This is a genomic window from Streptomyces sp. NPDC003038 (assembly GCF_040611115.1).
Taxonomy (GTDB): Bacteria; Actinomycetota; Actinomycetes; order Streptomycetales; family Streptomycetaceae; genus Streptomyces.
Window position 1 is genome coordinate 139792 of sequence record NZ_JBEXNN010000006.1, and the last position, 18912, is coordinate 158703.

At 72.7% G+C, this 18912-nt stretch carries 16 protein-coding genes; 11 read left to right on the forward strand and 5 right to left on the reverse strand.

Features of this window, described 5'->3' with window-relative positions; translation table 11 throughout:
- Positions 1-6: 6 nt before the first annotated feature.
- The 4 genes from scpA to ABZX75_RS10305 all read right to left on the reverse strand — a co-directional run bounded on the left by scpA (position 7) and on the right by ABZX75_RS10305 (position 5956).
- Complete coding sequence (scpA, locus tag ABZX75_RS10290) at positions 7-2217, reverse strand: methylmalonyl-CoA mutase (protein WP_355409711.1); 2211 nt, start codon at positions 2215-2217, stop codon at positions 7-9.
- Entirely contained in the window at positions 2214-4073 is a 1860-nt protein-coding gene (locus ABZX75_RS10295; protein WP_355409712.1) for a methylmalonyl-CoA mutase family protein, read from the reverse strand. Before ABZX75_RS10295 ends, scpA begins: the two co-directional genes overlap by 4 nt.
- Before the next feature lie 180 nt (positions 4074-4253).
- Positions 4254-5174, reverse strand: a complete 921-nt coding sequence (locus ABZX75_RS10300) for an NADP-dependent oxidoreductase (protein WP_355409713.1) — start codon at positions 5172-5174, stop codon at positions 4254-4256.
- 47 nt (positions 5175-5221) lie between these two features.
- On the reverse strand, positions 5222-5956 hold the full coding sequence (locus ABZX75_RS10305; protein ID WP_355409714.1) for a DUF2470 domain-containing protein: 735 nt from the start codon (positions 5954-5956) through the stop codon (positions 5222-5224).
- Between the two features lie 157 nt (positions 5957-6113).
- Between ABZX75_RS10305 and ABZX75_RS10310 the strand changes: the two genes are divergently transcribed.
- From ABZX75_RS10310 to ABZX75_RS10325, 4 genes are all read left to right on the forward strand, one after another.
- Positions 6114-6509: a cell division protein SepF gene (locus tag ABZX75_RS10310; protein WP_189739116.1), complete on the forward strand. Its 396-nt coding sequence runs from the start codon at positions 6114-6116 to the stop codon at positions 6507-6509.
- Between the two features lie 337 nt (positions 6510-6846).
- The gene (locus tag ABZX75_RS10315; RefSeq protein ID WP_355409841.1) at positions 6847-7977 is read left to right on the forward strand and encodes an ATP-binding protein; all 1131 of its coding nucleotides are present in this window, start codon (positions 6847-6849) and stop codon (positions 7975-7977) included.
- Between the two features lie 89 nt (positions 7978-8066).
- A complete protein-coding gene (locus ABZX75_RS10320; RefSeq protein WP_355409842.1) occupies positions 8067-8408 on the forward strand; it encodes a nucleotide pyrophosphohydrolase in 342 nt (113 codons plus the stop codon).
- A gap of 121 nt (positions 8409-8529) precedes the next feature.
- Entirely contained in the window at positions 8530-9015 is a 486-nt protein-coding gene (locus ABZX75_RS10325; protein ID WP_355409715.1) for a DUF6099 family protein, read from the forward strand.
- A gap of 84 nt (positions 9016-9099) precedes the next feature.
- On the opposite strand, the gene ABZX75_RS10330 is transcribed toward ABZX75_RS10325, so the two are convergent.
- Positions 9100-9294: a hypothetical protein gene (locus ABZX75_RS10330; protein ID WP_355409843.1), complete on the reverse strand. Its 195-nt coding sequence runs from the start codon at positions 9292-9294 to the stop codon at positions 9100-9102.
- Positions 9295-9583: 289 nt separating this feature from the next.
- Between ABZX75_RS10330 and ABZX75_RS10335 the strand changes: the two genes are divergently transcribed.
- From ABZX75_RS10335 to argF, 7 genes are all read left to right on the forward strand, one after another.
- Entirely contained in the window at positions 9584-10507 is a 924-nt protein-coding gene (locus tag ABZX75_RS10335) for an LLM class F420-dependent oxidoreductase (protein ID WP_355409716.1), read from the forward strand.
- A gap of 10 nt (positions 10508-10517) precedes the next feature.
- On the forward strand, positions 10518-11501 hold the full coding sequence (mmuM, locus tag ABZX75_RS10340; RefSeq protein WP_355409717.1) for a homocysteine S-methyltransferase: 984 nt from the start codon (positions 10518-10520) through the stop codon (positions 11499-11501).
- 38 nt (positions 11502-11539) lie between these two features.
- Positions 11540-13069: a 3' terminal RNA ribose 2'-O-methyltransferase Hen1 gene (locus tag ABZX75_RS10345; protein WP_355409718.1), complete on the forward strand. Its 1530-nt coding sequence runs from the start codon at positions 11540-11542 to the stop codon at positions 13067-13069.
- Positions 13066-15627, forward strand: coding sequence for a polynucleotide kinase-phosphatase (locus tag ABZX75_RS10350; RefSeq protein ID WP_355409719.1), 2562 nt, complete (start codon positions 13066-13068; stop codon positions 15625-15627). Before ABZX75_RS10345 ends, ABZX75_RS10350 begins: the two co-directional genes overlap by 4 nt.
- Positions 15628-15835: 208 nt before the next feature.
- Positions 15836-16303 carry a hypothetical protein gene (locus ABZX75_RS10355; RefSeq protein WP_355409720.1) on the forward strand — a complete coding sequence of 156 codons (468 nt, stop codon included), beginning with the start codon at positions 15836-15838 and terminating at the stop codon, positions 16301-16303.
- A 56-nt stretch (positions 16304-16359) separates the two neighbouring features.
- Positions 16360-17586 carry an arginine deiminase gene (locus ABZX75_RS10360; protein ID WP_355409721.1) on the forward strand — a complete coding sequence of 409 codons (1227 nt, stop codon included), beginning with the start codon at positions 16360-16362 and terminating at the stop codon, positions 17584-17586.
- Between the two features lie 158 nt (positions 17587-17744).
- Positions 17745-18764 (forward strand): ornithine carbamoyltransferase, encoded by a 1020-nt coding sequence (gene argF, locus ABZX75_RS10365; RefSeq protein WP_355409722.1) that lies wholly within the window; start codon positions 17745-17747, stop codon positions 18762-18764.
- Positions 18765-18912: the final 148 nt, after the last annotated feature.

The following is an 18912-nucleotide window of genomic DNA, read 5'->3' on the forward strand; positions in this document are numbered from 1 at the left end:
CCCGCCCTACAGCTCGTGGCCCAGGTCCGCGGCCAGCCGCGTCACCAGGTCGTGGGCCGCGTCCGGGATGACCGTTCCGGGCGGGAAGACGGCGGTCGCGCCCATCTCCAGCAGCGTCGGGACGTCGGCCGGCGGGATCACGCCGCCCACCACGATCATGATGTCCTCGCGTCCCTCCTCCGCGAGCTGCTCCCGCAGCGCCGGTACGAGGGTCAGGTGGCCGGCCGCCAGCGACGAGACGCCCACCACGTGGACGTCCGCCTCGACGGCCTGGCGGGCCACCTCCGCGGGCGTCTGGAACAGCGGGCCGACGTCCACGTCGAAGCCGAGGTCGGCGAAGGCGGTGGCGATGACCTTCTGGCCGCGGTCGTGCCCGTCCTGGCCCATCTTGGCGACCAGGATGCGCGGACGGCGGCCCTCGGCCTCCTCGAACCGGTCGACGAGCGCGCGCGTGCGCTCCACTGACGGGGATTCGCCTGCTTCGGTGCGGTACACACCCGAGATCGTACGGATCTGGCTCGCGTGCCGCCCGTACACCTTCTCCAGTGCGTCCGAGATCTCACCGACCGTGGCCTTGGCCCGGGCCGCATCCACCGCCAGGGCGAGCAGATTGCCCTCCATGCCCTGCCCGGCGCCGCGCTCGGCGGCGTTCGTCAGCGCCCGCAGCGCGTCCTGCGTGAGTGCCTCGTCGCGCTCCTCGCGCAGCCGCCGCAGCTTGGCGATCTGCTGCGAGCGCACCGAGGAGTTGTCGACCTTGAGCACGTCGATCTGCTCGTCGGTCTCCACACGGTACTTGTTGACGCCGATCACCGGCTGCCGGCCGGAGTCGATCCGCGCCTGCGTACGGGCCGCGGCCTCCTCCACGCGCAGCTTCGGGATGCCGGCGTCGATGGCCTGCGCCATGCCGCCGGCCGCCTCCACCTCCTGGATGTGCTGCCAGGCCCGCCGCGCGAGGTCGTAGGTCAGCTTCTCGACGTACGCGCTGCCGCCCCAGGGGTCGATCGACCGGCAGGTCCCGGACTCCTGCTGGAGCAGCAGCTGGGTGTTGCGGGCGATCCGCGCCGAGAAGTCCGTCGGCAGGGCGAGGGCCTCGTCGAGGGCGTTGGTGTGGAGCGACTGGGTGTGGCCCTGGGTCGCCGCCATCGCCTCGATGCAGGTGCGCGTGACGTTGTTGAAGACGTCCTGGGCCGTCAGCGACCAGCCCGAGGTCTGCGAATGGGTGCGCAGCGAGAGCGACTTGGCGTTCTGCGGGTCGAACTGCTTGACCAGGCGTGCCCACAGCAGACGGGCGGCGCGCAGTTTCGCGACCTCCATGAAGAAGTTCATGCCGATCGCCCAGAAGAACGACAGCCGCGGTGCGAACGCGTCCACGTTCAGCCCGACGGCCTGCCCGGCCCGCAGGTACTCCACGCCGTCCGCGAGGGTGTACGCCAGCTCCAGGTCGGCCGTCGCTCCGGCCTCCTGGATGTGGTAGCCCGAGATCGAGATCGAGTTGTACCGCGGCATCTTCTGCGAGGTGAAGGAGAAGATGTCGGAGATGATCCGCATCGAGGGCTTCGGCGGATAGATGTAGGTGTTGCGGACCATGAACTCTTTGAGGATGTCGTTCTGGATGGTCCCGGCGAGCTTGTCGGGGGAGACGCCCTGCTCCTCCGCCGCGACGATGTACAGCGCGAGGACGGGCAGGACCGCGCCGTTCATCGTCATCGACACCGACATCTTGTCCAACGGGATCCCGTCGAACAGCTGCCGCATGTCGTAGATCGAGTCGATCGCCACGCCCGCCATGCCGACGTCGCCGGTCACGCGCGGGTGGTCGCTGTCGTAGCCGCGGTGCGTGGGCAGGTCGAAGGCGACCGACAGCCCCTTCTGGCCGGAGGCGAGATTGCGCCGGTAGAAGGCGTTCGACTCCTCGGCCGTCGAGAAGCCCGCGTACTGGCGGATCGTCCACGGCTGGTTGACGTACATCGTCGGGTACGGGCCGCGCAGGTACGGGGCCACGCCCGGGTACGTCGCCAGGAAGTCCAGGCCCTCCAAATCCCGCCCGGTGTACAGCGGCTGCACGCCGATGCCCTCGGGGGTCTCCCACAGCAGGTCGCCCGGGGCGGTTCCGGTGGACTCCTTCACCGCGGCGCGCCACTGGTCCTCGGAGCCGGCCGGGGCGCCTGCGGCGCCCAGCGCGAGTTCGGAGAAATCGGGGATTCCGGTGCCGCTCAAGACGCGACTCCCATCCGGTCGAGTACGGAGGACAGCACGGCGACCGCGTCGCAGCCGGCGAAGACGTACGCGTCCACGGCCGCTTCGGCGGTGCCCGGCTTGCCGGCGAGGAACACGGTCGTCGCGCCCGCCGAGCGCAGGGCCTCGGCGACCGCCTCGGCCTGCTCCTCGTACAGCGCGTCGCTGGAGCACAGCACGGCCATGCCGTCGGCGCCGCTCGCGGCGTAAGCCCCGGCGGCCGTCGCCGGGTCCACGGAGACGGGGTCGTGGACGGGTTCGATGCCGCCCGCCTGGAACAGGTTCGAGGCGAAGGTGGCCCGCGCGGTGTGCGCGGCCGCCGGGCCCAGCGCGGCGAGGAAGATCCTCGGCCGCGCGCCGGTCGCCGCCAGATGCGCGTCACTGCGGGCGCGCAGGGCCTCGTAGGCCTCGTCACGCCGTACCCGGGGCAGTCCGCCGGTGGCTCCCGCGGGCGCGGGTTCGCGTACGACCGGCTTCTCCGACAGCAGCGGGAACTCGCTGACCCCGGTGATCGGTTCGCGGCGCCGGGCCAGCTTCGCGGACCGCTCGGCCCAGGTGGCGGCGAGCCGGTCGGCGACCAGCCCGGAGCGCAGGGCGGCGGCCTGGCCGCCCGCCTTCTCGAGGGTCCGGAAGAACTCCCAGGCGGCGTGCGCGAGGTCGTCGGTGAGCCGCTCGACGTAGTACGAGCCGCCGGCCGGGTCGATCACGCGGGCCAGGTGCGACTCCTCCAGCAGGATGGTGGAGGTGTTGCGGGCGATCCGCCGCGCGAAGGCGTCCGGCAGGCCCAGCTCGTGGTCGAAGGGCAGCACGGTGACGGAGTCCGCGCCGCCCACGCCCGCGGCCATGCAGGCCACGGTGGTGCGCAGCATGTTCACCCACGGGTCGCGACGGGTCATCATCACCGGCGAGGTCACCACGTGCTGCCGCTGGGCGCCCGCGTCCGCGGCCCCGCAGGCCTCGGCGACACGGGCCCACAGGCGGCGGGCGGCGCGCAGCTTCGAGATGGTCAGGAACTGGTCGGCGGTCGCGGCGTAGCGGAACTCCAGCTGGCCCAGCGCCGCTTCGGTGCTCAGCCCGGCGGCGGTGAGGGCGCGCAGGTACGCGACGCCGGTGGCCAACGACAGGCCCAGCTCCTCGGCGGCCGAGCCGCCGGCCTCGTGGTACGCCAGCGCGTCCACGGCCAACGCGCGCACTCCCGGCCAGCCGTCGGCGCTCTCGCGGGCGAGTGCGGCGGCCTCGTCGAGGTCCAGCGCCTCGCCCGTACGGGCCTCGTGGCCCAGCGGGTCGGCGCCGAGACAGGCGCGGGCGGCCTCGGGGGCCACCCCGCGCTCGGCGTACAGGCGCAGCAGGGCGCGGCCGGCGTCGGCGTATTGGGCGCCCGCGTCCAGGGAGACGGGCGCGAGGTCGAGGTACACCCCGTCCAGGGCGCGGGCCAGCCCCTCGACCGGGATCCCGCCGCGGCCCAGGGTGAGCCAGATGGAGGTGACCCCGTTCTCCAGGTCGGCGAGTACGCCCTCGTTCACCCGTACGGGATCGGTGCCCAGGTGCCGCTGGCGCACGTCCCAGCCGTTCGGGGCGTTCCCTTCGGCCCTGCCTCCCCGCACGAAGGGAGCGAACCCCGGGAAGCCGGTGTCGGCGGCCGTCTCGGGCGCGGTGTACAGCGGACGGGTGGTGAGCCCGTCCTGAAGCGTGGTGGACAACGCGTCTTCCGCTGCCTCGCCGGATGCTTCCTTGCCCGACTTGCGCAGCACGCCCTCTACCAGGCGCTGCCACTGCTCATGCGTCGCGTCAGGGAACTCGGCGGCCAAGGAGAGCCCGTCATCAGGCAGGACCGTCATGGCTCGAATGCTAGGGGGGTGCCTGGGGAACGACCATAACCACCGGATGTGATCTCGCCCTCTCATGTGAGACGGGAGGGGTCACGAAAGAGCGGGCCGGTTTCCCGCCCGCGCGCCCGGCCACGGCAGCCGGCGCGGCAAGCGGGCGCGGGCAGCCGGGCGCGGTTCCCGGGCGGCGCCTCAGACGGTCAGCACGATCTTGCCCCGGGTGCGGCCCGCGGCGCTCAGCTCCCAGGCCTTGGCGGCGTCCGTGAGCGGCAGGGCGTGTTCGACGTTGACCGTGAGCCGGCCCGCGTCCGCGAGGTCGGCCAGGAAGGTGAGGCCGGCGGTGTCGGGGCGGACCCACAGCGCGTGGGCGCCCCGGGCCGCGGCCTCGGGGTCGGCGATGGAGACCACCCGGTCGCGCTCCTTGACCAGCGACTGGAGGATCTCGATGGCGCCGTCCCCGTAGAAGTCAAGGCCGGCGTCGACGCCTTCGGGTGCCAGCTCGCGGATGCGGTCGGCCATCCCGTCCCCGTACAGGACCGGCTCGGCGCCGAGCGAGCGCAGGTAGTCGTGGTTGTGGGCGCCGGCCGTGCCGATGACCCGCAGGCCGAGGGCGACGGCGATCTGCACGCCGAAGGAACCGGTGCCGCCCGCCGCGGAGTGAATGACGACGGTTTCGCCGGCCGTGAGGTTCGCGCGGGTGAGCGACTGGTAGGCGGTGAGGCCGGCCAGCGGGATTCCGGCGGCCTGCTCGAAGGTCAGCTCGCGGGGCTTGCGGGCGAGGGTGCGGACGGGCGCGCTGACGAGCTCGGCGTACGTACCGAGCTCGACCCACTCCTTGCGGACGTAGCCGTACACCTCGTCACCGACGGCGTAGTCGAAGGTGTCGGCGCCGACCGCCTCGACGACACCGGCGACGTCCCAGCCGGGTATCACGGGGTGGCGGACTTCGAGGATGGGGTCGAGGTATCCCGCGGCGAGCTTCCAGTCCACCGGATTGACCCCGGCGGCCTTGACGCGGATGAGGACCTCGTCCGGGCCGACCTTGGGCTGCGGTACGTCAACGACGTTGAGGCGGGCGGGAGTTCCGTAAGTGCTGTAAGTGATGGCCTTCATGATCTCCACCAACGGGGCGCCGCGGGTCCCTATTCCCCCCGACGGGCTCAGGCCGGAAGGGTGTTGCGGTGCGAGCGCCGCCGGGCCGCGCTGAAGAGCGCCTGGATCTGCGCACCGGACTGCTCGACGTCGTCCAGCGGCGAGGGGAAGGGCAGCCGTACGTCACGGTGGCCGCGCCGCTCCTCCAGCCGCAGGGTGATCCCGTACCGGTCCATGGCGACCGGGAGGGCGCGCAGGACCGCGGCCGCGGGCAGCGGCTGGACCAGGCGCAGCAGCAGGGTGACGAGGTCGGGGTGGTCGTCGAGGAGGTGGGTGAGCATGCCGGCCTCGTACGGGGCGAGCGGGTCGGGGCGGGCCGCGTCCAGCTCTTCGAGGCCAACGTACGAGATGCCGTCCCCGGTCTCCAGGATCGCCTGCCCGAATTCCATGCAGGTGCAGTCGGTGGAGTCGTCGCCCCCGTCCGCGTACGGACTGAGCAGGTGACCCAGGATAGTGACGCGGGCGCGCACCCGGTCGCGTACGGGCGTGGGCGCGACGTCGGTGAACTCCAGCCGGATCGCGGGCCGGTCGTCGTGCCGGGGCGGGGGCGGGTTCCCGGCGGCGGGTGCGGTGGGATGGAGGTGCAGGCGGCTCAGGACGTCCGTGCCGTCGAGGTGGCGGACCTCGGTGCGGATCCCGTCGGCGATCACCGTCATGGAGTGGGCGGCGGTCAGGACCGACCGGACCCGCTCGGCGTCGGTGGGCCGGTCGGCGGGGGCGGCGGGGACACCGGACATGCGCATGCGGATCTCTCCATCATCCCGATTGGTTAGGTATGCCTAACCTAACCTATTCGGCCCTCGGGGGGTACCCGGTGTCCCCCGTGTCGGTGTTGGGCTGAACGGGTGAAACGAGAGAGGATGGGCGGATGCACATGAAGCGAGCGGCCGAGGCGGCCCGGTGAGCAGGTACGACGTCACCGACGAACAGTGGGAGGGGCTCGCGCAGGTGGTACCCCTGCGCAGTCGCAATGAATGGCCCTCCCGGGTGGACCACCGCACCATCCCCAAGGCGCCCGGAGCGTCCGCGGCGGAACAGCGGCGCTTCGTGGTGATACGGGTTCAGATCTTCGCGGACGCGCGGGAGGTGGCCGAATACCTGATCGCGCAGATCCCCGTGCTGCTCGACCTCACCGGCGCGGACAGCGAAGTGGCCAAGCGCATCCTGGACTTCAGCAGTGGTGTGGTCTTCGGGCTGGGCAGCGGGATGCACCGCGTCGACCGCAACGTCTTCCTGCTCGCGCCCGTCGGCACCGAGGTCGAGGGGATCGCGGCGGCGGCCGTCCCCCGATCGTAGGAAGGTCGTGGCGGCGGAACGGTTCGGCGGGCCTGCGAGGGGCCCGGCGACCCGTACCGTCCGGCGCATGGACACCACCCCGGACGCGACGGATCCCTCCGCTCCCGCTCCCGCAGTCTCCGCAGCAGCCGTCGCGTTAGCCGACGCCCCCGTCGTACCCGCCCAGGCCCGGCCGGTTGCCGCCGAACCCGTCACCGCCGGACCCGCCGGTACCGGCCCGGTCGGCGCCCGGCCCGCCCGCCGAGTCCGGCCCGGCGGGCCCGTCAAGCCCGCCGCTCCCGCCGTTCCCACCGTTCCCGCCGTTCCCACCGCTCCCGCCGTTCCCACCGCGCCTACCATGCCCGCGCATCCGCGGCCCGTGATCACCGAGTTGCGGCTCTCCGCCTTCGGCTCGCACCGCGCCGCGGCCTTCCCGCTCGGGCCCGTCACCCTCTTCGCGGGGCCGAGCGGCAGCGGCAAGTCCCAAGCCCTGGCCGCCTACGCGTCCCTGGCCGCGCTGGCTTCCGGCGCCGCCCTCGAGGAGGCCTTCCCGGACCCGGGCGCCCGCATCCCGGACCTGGCGGTCCCCGACGCCCAGCTCCGGCGCGGGTTCCGGATCGGCTGCACGGTCGACGGACCCGCCGGGCCGGTCCGGCTCGACCTCGCCGTGCAGGCCGAACCCGCGCTGCGGATCGTCGGCGAACGGCTCTCGCAGGACGGGCAGATCCTGCTCAGCACCGCCCTGCGCGATCCGGGCCGGCGCTCCGTGCAGGCCGCCTGGCTGACCGGCGGCGCCACCGGGGTCACCAAGGCCCCGCTGCCCGACGACCGGCTCGGCACCGCCCTCCTCCCGCTTCGCGTGGCCGGGGCCACGGCCGGCCAGCGGCAGGTTCTGGCCGCCGCCGAGCAAGTGGTGGTCGCCCTGCGCGCTGTGTTCCCCTGCGACCCCCGCCCCGAGCGGATGCGCGCGCCGGTCCCGCCGGGGGCGGGCCGGCTGCTGGGCGACTGCGCCAACCTGGCCGACGTACTGCGCCGGACCCGCCACGAATGCGGCACCCGCCATACGCTGCTGACCCAGGCGGCCCGGGCCGGATGCGCCGGCCTCGTCGCGGCACTGGACGTGCGGGCTCCCGCGGACGGCTCCGTCACCGCGCTGCTGGACCGCGGTCCCGCCCGGCCCGCCACCGAACTCGGCCGCCTCGGAGCGGGCGAGCTCCGCTTCCTCGCGCTGGCCCTGGTCCTGCTGACCGGGCCGGGGGTCCTCGCCATGGACCCGGCCGCCGAACTGCTCTCCGCGCAGCAGGCGCTGACCGTGCTCGCCGACGGCTTCGACCGCGGCCTGGACCGGCGCCAGAGCGCCGAACTTCTGCGCCTGGCCCTGCTGTCCTGCGGCCGCGGACACGTCCGGCTGGTGGCGGCGGTCGGCGAGGAGTGCGCGTCCGTCGCCCGTCGGCTCCCGGGCGTCACGGTGGTAGACCTGACGGCATGAACGACACGCACGACACGCACGACGCGCACGACACGGGGGAGCCGCACGACACGGGCGAGCCGCACCGCGAACGGCGTCCCGACGAGCGGCTGGACCGGTTGCAGCGCCGGCTCGCCGGCTTCGCGGCGGCCCGCGGGTGGCAGCCGTACCACACGCCCAAGAACCTGGCGGCGGCGCTGAGCGTGGAAGCGGCCGAACTGGTCGAGATCTTCCAGTGGCTGACGCCGGAACAGTCGGCGAGGGTCATGGAAGACCCGGGGACCGCGCACCGGGTGGCCGATGAGGTGGCCGACGTGCTCGCGTACCTGCTGCAATTCTGTGAGGTTCTCGGGGTGGATGCGCTGGACGCCCTCGCCGCGAAGATCGAGAGGAACGAACTCCGCTTCCCGGCGCCGGGTGGTTCGACACCGAATCGTCACTCTTCGGAGTGATGGCGCCGTCCGCAACCCTGTTGTGTCCATAGATTTCCGAATACCCCTGGCTTTACTGGCCCATTGCCCTCACTCTGGGTAGTGGAAAACGGCGGGATGTCGTGCGAACGGGGGACGGCATATGGATGCGGTAAGGCTCATCGCGGCCGGCCGGCACGCGCTGGCGCAGAGTGGGGCCGCGTGGGACATCGTGGGCGAGGCCTGGCAGGTCCAGGCGCTCGCGCAGGGAATAGGGAGCTGGCTGGCGGTCACCGGGCCGCCGGAGCTGAGAGCGGAGGCACGGGGACTGGGTGAAGCGGGGGGCAGAGGCTGCGGGGTGCTCGACCGGGCGGCCCTGCACGGAGAGGGCATCGCGCCCGACCACCCGCCGCGGGCGGCGCGGTTGACCGGGGTGGCGGATGTCCGGCAGGCGCTGCTCGGGCTCCAGGCGCTGCTGGGCGAAGTGGGGATAGCGCTCGTCGGAGTCGCCTGCGGGACGGACGAGGAAGGTCTGTACTGGCAGTGCATAGAGTCGATCGACGCGGCTGACGAGTCGAGCGACCGGGTACGGGCGATCCTGCGTCGCCTGACGGTCCGCGAGCGGGGATCCGCCTCGGGAGTCGCCTGACCGGGTTCCGCCTGGTGGGGTCCCGTCGCGCGCGACGGGACCCGCACGGTCAAAACGACCGCCAGGAGGGCTAGCCAGGCACTACTAGGAGGGGCGCTCGCTCTCAGGCGTGCGGCTGCCCGGAGTCAGTGACGTGCCGGGGACGCCGAGGCTGTCGGGCGTGCGGTCCGCGGAGGACTGGAGGTCGGCGTCGAGCTGCGAAAGGTCGGCGTTCAGCGCCGCCATCAGCTCTTCCATCTGCTGCAGCAGGCCCTTCGGTGCGCCGCCCGGGGCGGCCACCGCGGATTCCCGGCGGGTGTGGTCGTGTGCTGCCTGTCCGTTCCGTCCGTTCTGTCGGTGGGTCTCCGGCACGGACTCGTGGGACATGGCGGCCTCCTCGGCCCTGGCCCTTCCCATGCGGAAGGGGGCGGTGGACGCACCGGCGAGAGGCCGCCGGCGCGCGGGCCGGGCGGTCCGGCTCCGTCCGAGCCAACGATCCTCCTCCGTGCCGGTCACTGGCGGGCCCGGGGGTGGACCGGCCGGTTGACGCAGATTCACCCTGCCGGGGAGGGAAGGGCAGGATGGGTCCATGGACCTTCGCATCTTCACCGAGCCCCAGCAGGGCGCGAGCTACGACACCCTCCTGACCGTCGCCAAGGCCGCCGAGGACCTGGGCTTCGACGCGTTCTTCCGCTCCGACCACTACCTGCGGATGGGCTCCGCCGACGGTCTGCCCGGACCCACCGACGCCTGGATCACCCTCGCGGGCCTGGCCCGCGAGACCCGGCGGATCCGGCTGGGCACGCTCATGACGGCCGGCACCTTCCGGCTCCCCGGCGTGCTCGCCATCCAGGTGGCCCAGGTCGACCAGATGTCCGGCGGCCGCGTGGAACTGGGCCTGGGCGCGGGGTGGTTCGAGGAGGAGCACAAGGCCTACGGAATCCCCTTCCCGGCCGACCGGATGGCCCGGCTGGAGGAGCAGCTGGCCATCGTCACCGGCCTGTGGGCCACCGAGATCGGCCAAACCTTCGACTACGCGGGCAGCCACTACCAGGTGGAGAAGTCGCCCGCGCTCCCCAAGCCCGCGCAGGCCAAGGTGCCCGTCCTGATCGGCGGCCACGGCGCGAAGCGCACGCCGCGGCTCGCCGCACGCTACGCGGACGAGTTCAACATGCCCTTCGCGTCGGTCGCGGACAGCGAGCGGCAGTTCGGCCGGGTCCGACAGGCCGCCGAAGAGGCCGGGCGCAAGTCCTCCGATCTCGTCTACTCCAACGCCCTCGTGGTGTGCGTGGGCAAGGACGACGCCGAGGTCGCCCGCCGGGCCGCCGCCATCGGCCGTGAGGTGGACGAGCTCAAGGCCAACGGACTGGCCGGTTCTCCGGACGAGGTCGTGGAGAAGCTCGGCGCCTACGCCGCCATCGGCTCCTCCCGCGCCTACCTCCAGCTCCTCGACCTCGACGACCTCGACCACCTGGAGCTGATCTCCTCCCAGGTGCTCTCGCAGATCGGCTGAGGGAGGCCCGATGTCACGCGCCGCGGGCCCGCTCGCCGAAGCCCTGACCCGCAAGGCCGTGCTCCTGGACGGCGGGCTGAGCAACCAGCTCGCCGCCCAGGGCTGCGACCTGTCCGGCGCCCTCTGGTCGGGCCGGGTGCTCGCCGAGCGGCCGGACCAGGTGGAGGCCGCCCACGTGGCGTACGCGCGGGCCGGCGCCGAGGTCCTGATCACGGCCGGCTACCAGGTCGGCTACGCGGCCTTCGCCGCCCACGGCTACGACCGCGCCGCGACCACCGCCCTGCTGCACCGCAGCGTCGCCCTCGCGGCCCGCGCGGCCGAGGCCGCCGACCACGAGGTGTGGGTGGCCGCCTCGGTGGGCCCGTACGGCGCGGTGCTCGCGGACGGCTCCGAGTACCGAGGCCGGTACGGCCTGAGCGTGCGCGAGCTCGCCGCCTTCCACCGCCCCCGCATCGAGGCGGTGCTGGCCGCGGGCCCCGATGTGCTGGCCCTGGAGACCGTCCCCGACCCCGACGAGGCCGAGGCCCTGCTCACCGTCCTCGCGCAGACGGGCGCCGCGGCCTGGCTGAGCTACACCGTCGCCGACGGACGCACCCGCTCCGGCGGGTCCCTTCCCGAAGCCTTCGCCCTCGCGGCCGAAGCCCCGCAGATCATCGCGCTCGGCGTCAACTGCTGCGACCCGGCGGAGGTCCTGCCCGCCCTCGAAGCGGCGGCCACGGTCACCCGTAAGCCGCTGCTGGCCTACCCCAACGACGGGTCCCGCTGGGACGCCGCCACCCGCACCTGGCACGCCCCCGAAACCCCCGCACCCTGGCCCACCGCCGCGTGGCAGGCCGCCGGCGCCCGCCTCATCGGCGGCTGCTGCCGCATCGGCCCCGACCGGATCGCGGCCCTCGCCGGCAGCCTGCGTTCCGGCCTGCATTCCGGTCCGCATCCCGGCCCGCATTCAGGCTCGGCCCCCCGCTCGGCCCCCCGCTCGGCCCCCGGAAAATAGGGCGCGGGCCGGGCAGCTGACCAGCAACAATCGGCCGTGTGTTCCTGACGATCTCCACCACCGGCTCCCCTGAACGCCCCGCCACCGACCTGGGCTACCTGCTGCACAAGCATCCCGGGAAGACGCAGGCGTTCTCCACCTCCCACGGCACCGCCCACGTGTTCTACCCCGAGGCCACGGCCGAACGGTGCACGGCGGCCCTGCTCCTGGAGGTGGATCCCGTCGCGCTCGTGCGGCGCGGCCAGGGCAAGGGCCGTGGCGGGGCGCCGGACGCCGCGCTCGCGCAGTACGTCAACGACCGCCCGTACGCCGCCTCCTCACTGCTCGCCGTCGCACTCGGCGGGGTGTTCCGCAGTGCCCTGAAGGGCCGGTGCACCGCCCGCCCGGAGCTCCCGGCGCAGGCGCGCCCGCTGCGGATCGAGATCCCCGCGCTGCCCGCGCGGGGCGGGACGGAGCTGGTGCACAGGCTGTTCGACCCGCTCGGCTGGGACCTCGTACAGGCCGATCCCGTACCGCTCGACGAGCAGTTCCCGCAGTGGGGCGACTCGCGCTACGTACGGCTCGTACTGGAGGGGGAGGTGAACCTCGCCGACGCCCTGCGCCAGCTGTACGTCCTGCTGCCCGTGCTCGACGACGCCAAGCACTACTGGGTCGCCCCCGACGAGGTGGACAAGCTGCTCCGTGCCGGAGACGGCTGGCTCGCCGCACACCCCGAGAACGCGACGATCAGCTCGCGCTACCTCGCCCGCCAGAAGGGGCTGACCCGGGACGCCATCGAGCGCCTGGAGCTGGTCCGCCTCGCCGAGGCCGACGGCAGCGAGGTCGAGGAGCTCGACAACGCCGTCGACGAGAACCGGGACACGCAGGAGCGGCCCGTTCCGCTCGCGGTGCGGCGACGCGACGCGATCCTCACCGCCCTGCGCGCCGCCGGCGCCGCCCGCGTCCTCGACCTGGGCTGCGGGCAGGGCCAGCTCGTGCAGGCGCTGCTGGGGGACCCGGCGTACACGGAGATCGTCGGCGTGGACGTGTCCATGCGGGCCCTGCACCTGGCGGCCAAGCGGCTGCGGCTGGAGCGGATGGGGGAGCGCCAGAGCGAACGCGTCCGGCTCCTCCAGGGCTCGCTCGCCTACACCGACAAGCGGCTGGCCGGCTACGACGCGGCCGTGCTGAGCGAGGTCATCGAGCACGTCGACCTGCCGCGGCTGCCCGCCCTGGAGTACGCGGTGTTCGGCTCGGCCCGTCCCCGCACGGTCCTCGTCACCACGCCGAACGTCGAGTACAACGTCCGCTGGGAGAGCCTGCCCGCCGGGCGGGTCCGCCACGGCGACCACCGCTTCGAGTGGACCCGCGCGGAGTTCCGGGCCTGGGCCGGCCGCGTGGCGGAGCGGCACGGGTACGGCGTCGCGTTCGCGCCCGTCGGCGAGGACGACCCCGAGGTCGGGCCGCCCACCCAGATGGCGGTCTTCACCCGGACCGACACCGCGACCACCGGGACCGGCGCGGCCACCGGGGCCCGCGGGACCGCCACGACCACCCCCGCTACCCCGAAGGAGGGCGAGGCAGCATGACCCACCGCGTACTTCCCGTCACCGACCTGTCCCTCGTCGTCCTGATCGGAGCCACCGGTTCCGGCAAGTCCACCTTCGCCCGCAAGCACTTCAAGCCCACCGAGGTCATCTCCTCCGACTACTGCCGGGGCCTGGTCCGCGACGACGAGAACGACCAGAGCGCCAGCAAGGACGCCTTCGACGTCGTCCACTACATCGCGGGCAAGCGTCTGGCCGCCGGCCGCCTCACCGTCGTGGACGCCACCAGCGTCCAGACCGATGCCCGGCGCCAGCTCGTCCAGCTCGCCCGCCAGTACGACGTGCTGCCCATCGCCATCGTGCTCGACATGCCCGAGGAGGTCTGCGCCGAGCGCAACGCCGCCCGTCCCGAGCGGGCCGCCGTGCCCCGCCAGGTCATCCAGCGCCACCGCCGTGACCTGCGGCGCTCGCTGCGCGGCCTGGAGCGCGAGGGCTTCCGCAAGGTGCACGTCCTGCGCTCCGTCGAGGAGGCCGAGACCGCGGAAGTGGTCCTGGAGAAGCGCTTCAACGACCTCACGCACCTCACCGGCCCCTTCGACATCGTCGGCGACGTCCACGGCTGCGCCTCCGAGCTGGAGACCCTGCTCGCCAAGCTCGGGTACGAGGACGGCGTCCACCCCGAGGGCCGTACGGCCGTCTTCGTCGGCGACCTCGTCGACCGCGGCCCGGACAGTCCCGGCGTCCTGCGCCGCGTCATGGCCATGGTGAAGTCCGGCAACGCCCTGTGCGTGCCCGGGAACCACGAGAACAAGCTCGGCCGTTATCTCATGGGCTCCAAGGTCCAGCAGACCCACGGCCTCGCCGAGACCATCGAGCAGCTCGCCGGCGAGTCGCCGGAGTTCGTGGAGGAGGTCCGGGAGTTCATCGCCGGCCTCGTCAGCCACTACCTCCTCGACGGCGGCAAGCTGGTGGTCTGCCACGCCGGACTGCCCGAGAAGTACCACGGCCGCACGTCGGGCCGGGTCCGCTCGCACGCCCTGTACGGGGACACCACCGGCGAGACGGACGAGTTCGGCCTGCCCGTGCGCTACCCGTGGGCCGAGGACTACCGCGGCAAGGCCGTCGTGGTCTACGGCCACACCCCGGTCCCGAACACCACCTGGATCAACAACACCATCTGCCTTGACACCGGCGCGGTCTTCGGCGGAAAGATGACCGCCCTGCGCTGGCCCGAGCGCGAACTGGTCGACGTACCGGCCGAGAAGGTCTGGTACGAGCCCACGCGCCCGCTGGCCACCGAAGTGCCGGGCGGCCACGATGGGCGCCCGCTCGACCTGGCCGACGTCCACGGGCGCCGGATCGTGGAGACGCGGCACCTGGGCCGTGTGAACGTGCGCGAGGAGAACGCGGCAGCGGCCCTGGAGGTCATGAGCCGCTTCGCGGTGGACCCGCGGCTGATGCCGTACCTGCCGCCGACGATGGCGCCGACGGCGACTTCGGGCGGGGAGGCCCGCGGCGCGGACGGCGACGAGCACTTCCTGGAGCACCCCGCCGAGGCCTTCGCGCAGTACCGCAAGGACGGCGTCGCCCAGGTCGTGTGCGAGGAGAAGCACATGGGCTCCCGCGCCACCGTCCTGGTCTGCAAGGACGCCGACACGGCCCGCGAGCGGTTCGGGGTCGACGGCCCGACCGGCAGCGTCTACACCCGCACCGGGCGGCCGTTCTTCAGCGACCCCGAGGTCACCGAAGAGGTCCTCACCCGCCTGCGCTCGGCGATCACCGGAGCGGGTCTCTGGGAGGAGCTGGCCACCGACTGGCTGCTGCTCGACGGCGAACTCCTGCCCTGGTCCCTGAAATCCACCGGCCTGCTGCGCAACCAGTACGCCGCCGTGGGCGCGGCCTCCGGCGCCGTCTTCCCCAGCGCCGTCGCCGCCCTGGAGGCGGCCGCCGCCCGGGGGATCGAGACCGGCGCGCTCCTGGAGCGCCAGCGGGACCGGGCCGCCGACGCGGCGAAGTTCACCGACGCCTACCGCCGTTACTGCTGGACCACCGACGGGCTGGACGGCGTACGCTTCGCGCCCTTCCAGCTGCTGGCGGCGGCCGGGCGTTCGCTGGCCGCCGTACCCCACGACGAGCAGCTGTTCTGGCTGGACCGGCTGGTGGCGGCCGATGAGGCGGCCGGCACCGGCCTGCTGCGGCGCACGGACCGGATCCTGGTGGACACCGCGGACGAGGAGTCCGTTCGGGCCGGCACGCGCTGGTGGCTGGAGCTGACGGCCGCCGGCGGCGAGGGCATGGTCGTCAAGCCGCTCCAGGCGTACGCCCGCGACGGCAAGGGCCGTCTGGTGCAGCCCGGCGTCAAGGTGCGCGGGCGCGAGTACCTGCGGATCATCTACGGCCCGGAGTACACGCGTCCGGAACATCTGGAGCGACTGCGCGACCGGTTCCTCGGCCACAAGCGCTCGCTCGCCCTGCGCGAGTACGCGCTCGGGCTGGAGGCGCTGGACCGGTTGGCGGCCGAGGAGCCGCTGTGGCGGGTCCACGAGGCCGTCTTCGCGGTGCTCGCCCTGGAGTCGGAGCCGGTCGACCCCCGGCTCTGACTCCGCCCGGCCGCACCGGTCGAGGCGCGCGCCGTAAAGCGGCGGCCCCCGTACGGCCGCGAATTAGGTCGTATGGGGGAACTTTCCCGGAGAACTCCGGGAAAGTCACCGGCGGGATCGTTCATCCAGGGCAGCGGAATGTCCGCGACCCTGGAAGGACGGAACGTCACCTATGAAGATGACCGCGCGCGGAAGCATTGCGGCCCTCATGACCTGTCTGGCAGCGGCCGGCGCGGCCACCCCGGCCGTGGCCGACTCGGTACCGGTCGGTGTCCCGCTGGAGGCCGTGGAGACCACGCTGGGAGTGCCCGCCCCCCGGGTGGCCACGGGCGTGCCGGTGCCGCTCGTCGGTGCGCCCGACGTGCCCCGCCACCACAGGGGAGACCTGCTCCCCACTCCACTGCTCCCGACCGTCCCGATCGGGGCCGAGCTCGGCAACACCCTCGTCACCTCACCCGTGCCGAACCTGCTGGGCAAGCCCGAGACGGACGGCGAGGGCATCGTGGACGCGCCGGCCACCACCCTGCGCAGCCGGACCCCGGGTGCGATCGTCGGCGCCCCGCTGACGATGCCGAACGGCGGCAACTTCGGGCTGCCGGACGTCGTCGCCCCCAAGCTGGGCCTGGTCGCCCCCGAGCTCATCGGCGCCCCGTCGGCGCTTCTCGGTCTGCGCTGAGTCCGCTGGGGCCGACGCCACTTCAAAAGGCCGCCCGGTCTGCGAACGTGTACGGCATGGGATTCCATGTCGATTCCGAGACCGGGCGGCTTCGCCGCGTCATCCTCCACCGGCCCGACCTGGAGCTGAAGCGGCTCACGCCGAGCAACAAGGACGCGTTGCTCTTCGACGACGTGCTGTGGGTGCGCCGGGCCCGCCAGGAGCACGACGGCTTCGCGGACGTGCTGCGCGACCGGGGCGTCGCGGTGCACCTCTTCGGCGACTTGCTCTCCGAGGCCCTCGCCATTCCGGAGGCGAGACACCTCGTACTGGACCGGGTGTTCGACGAGAAGGAGTACGGGCCGCTCGCCACCGACCACCTGCGGTCGGTGTTCGACGGGCTGACCTCGGCCGAGCTGGCCGAGGCGCTGGTCGGCGGGATGACCAAGCGGGAGTTCCTGGAGCGGCACGCCGAGCCGGTCTCGGTGCGCTTCCACGCCCTGGAGCTGGACGACTTCCTGCTGGGGCCGTTGCCCAACCACCTCTTCACCCGTGACACCTCCGCCTGGATCTACGACGGGGTGTCCATCAACGCGATGCGCTGGCCGGCCCGGCAGCGCGAGACCGTCCACTTCGAGGCGATCTACAAGCACCACCCGCTCTTCACCTCCTCCGGTGCCTTCCACTACTGGTCGCAGGGGCAGGCGGACTACCCCTCGACCATCGAGGGCGGGGACGTACTGGTCATCGGCAACGGCGCCGTGCTGATCGGGATGAGCGAGCGGACCACGCCGCAGGCCGTGGAGATGCTGGCCCGGGGCCTGTTCGCCGCCGGGTCGGCGACCACCATCGTCGCCCTCGACATGCCGAAGCGGCGCGCCTTCATGCACCTGGACACGGTGATGACGATGGTCGACGCGGACACCTTCACCCAGTACGCGGGGCTCGGCATGCTCCGCTCCTACACGATCGAGCCCGGCCGGGGCCCGCACGAGCTGAAGGTGACCGACCACGCGCCGGACCACATGCACCGGGCCATAGCGGCGGCGCTCGGACTGGACTCGATCCGGGTGCTGACCGCGACCCAGGACGTCCACTCGGCGCAGCGCGAGCAGTGGGACGACGGATGCAACGTGCTGGCCGTCGAGCCGGGGGTGGTGGTGGCGTACGAGCGGAACGTGACGACCAACACCCACCTGCGCAAGGAGGGCATCGAGGTCATCGAGATCCCGGGCAGCGAACTCGGGCGGGGGCGCGGTGGGCCGCGGTGCATGAGCTGTCCGGTCGAGCGGGACGCGGTCTGAGGCGGTCGGCGGGCGGGAAGGCAGGAAGGCAGGAAGGGGGAAGGGGGACGCCGGAGAGGCACGGAGGACAGGTCCGGGTCCAGGAACCCCTGTATAGCAATGCAGTAGATCGTATATACTTCCATCATCCCCTGTCACCGTGACGCTGGAGCGATCCCATGGCCACCAACCTCGTCGGCCGCAGTTTCCTCAAGGAGCTCGATTTCACCGCCGCCGAGTTCCTCGGCCTGATCGAGCTGGCCGCTGAGCTCAAGGCCACCAAGAAGGCCGGTACCGAACGGCGGCTCCTCCAGGGCAAGAACATCGCGCTGATCTTCGAGAAGACCTCGACGCGCACCCGTTGCGCCTTCGAGGTCGCCGCCGCGGACCAGGGCGCGAGCACCACCTACCTCGACCCCGCCGGCTCGCAGATGGGTCACAAGGAGTCGGTCAAGGACACCGCCCGCGTGCTCGGCCGGATGTTCGACGGGATCGAGTACCGGGGTGACAGCCAGGACGCCGTCGAGGAACTCGCCGCCCACTCCGGCGTGCCCGTCTTCAACGGCCTCACCGACGACTGGCACCCCACCCAGATGCTGGCCGACGTCCTCACCATGACCGAGCACAGCACCAAGCCGCTGGACCGGATCGCCTTCGCCTACCTCGGCGACGCCCGCTTCAACATGGGCAACTCGTACCTGGTGACGGGCGCGCTGCTGGGCATGGACGTACGGATCGTCGCGCCCAAGGCCTACTGGCCGGCCGAGAGCGTGGTCGCCCGGGCGCGCGAGCTCGCGCTCGCCAGCGGGGCCCGGATCACGCTCACCGAGGAGGTCGCCGAGGGCGTGGCCCAGGCCGACTTCATCGCCACCGACGTGTGGGTCTCCATGGGTGAGCCCAAGGAGGTCTGGGACGAGCGGATCGAGGCCCTGGCCCCGTACGCCGTCACCATGGACGTGCTGCGCGCCACGGGCAAGCCGGACGTGAAGTTCCTGCACTGCCTGCCGGCCTTCCACGACCTCGGCACCAAGGTGGGCCGGGAGATCCACGAGCGGCACGGGCTGGAATCGCTGGAGGTGACGGACGAGGTGTTCGAGTCGGAGCACTCCGTGGTCTTCGACGAGGCCGAGAACCGGCTGCACACCATCAAGGCCGTGCTCGTCGCCACGCTCGCCAAGCCCTGGCAGAGCCACGCGTAGCCACGCGCGCGGTCCTTCGCGTCCACGGACTCGCGCATAGTCATACGCCGGCCGGGCGAGCACCCTCGCCTGAGTGCGGTGACGCCACCGTGAGGTCGCGTGTCGCGTTTCTCTGACGGTAGTCACGATCCGGTGATACCGTCGGAGG

Coding starts and splice junctions, on each gene's coding strand:
- ABZX75_RS10295 (WP_355409712.1), bottom strand. CDS start 4,073: ATGACGGTCCTGCCTGATGACGGGCTCTCCTTGGCCGCCGAGTTCCCT.
- ABZX75_RS10300 (WP_355409713.1), bottom strand. CDS start 5,174: ATGAAGGCCATCACTTACAGCACTTACGGAACTCCCGCCCGCCTCAAC.
- ABZX75_RS10305 (WP_355409714.1), bottom strand. CDS start 5,956: ATGCGCATGTCCGGTGTCCCCGCCGCCCCCGCCGACCGGCCCACCGAC.
- ABZX75_RS10315 (WP_355409841.1), top strand. CDS start 6,847: ATGCCCGCGCATCCGCGGCCCGTGATCACCGAGTTGCGGCTCTCCGCC.
- ABZX75_RS10325 (WP_355409715.1), top strand. CDS start 8,530: ATGGATGCGGTAAGGCTCATCGCGGCCGGCCGGCACGCGCTGGCGCAG.
- ABZX75_RS10335 (WP_355409716.1), top strand. CDS start 9,584: ATGGACCTTCGCATCTTCACCGAGCCCCAGCAGGGCGCGAGCTACGAC.
- mmuM (WP_355409717.1), top strand. CDS start 10,518: ATGTCACGCGCCGCGGGCCCGCTCGCCGAAGCCCTGACCCGCAAGGCC.
- ABZX75_RS10350 (WP_355409719.1), top strand. CDS start 13,066: ATGACCCACCGCGTACTTCCCGTCACCGACCTGTCCCTCGTCGTCCTG.
- ABZX75_RS10355 (WP_355409720.1), top strand. CDS start 15,836: ATGACCTGTCTGGCAGCGGCCGGCGCGGCCACCCCGGCCGTGGCCGAC.
- ABZX75_RS10360 (WP_355409721.1), top strand. CDS start 16,360: ATGGGATTCCATGTCGATTCCGAGACCGGGCGGCTTCGCCGCGTCATC.
- argF (WP_355409722.1), top strand. CDS start 17,745: ATGGCCACCAACCTCGTCGGCCGCAGTTTCCTCAAGGAGCTCGATTTC.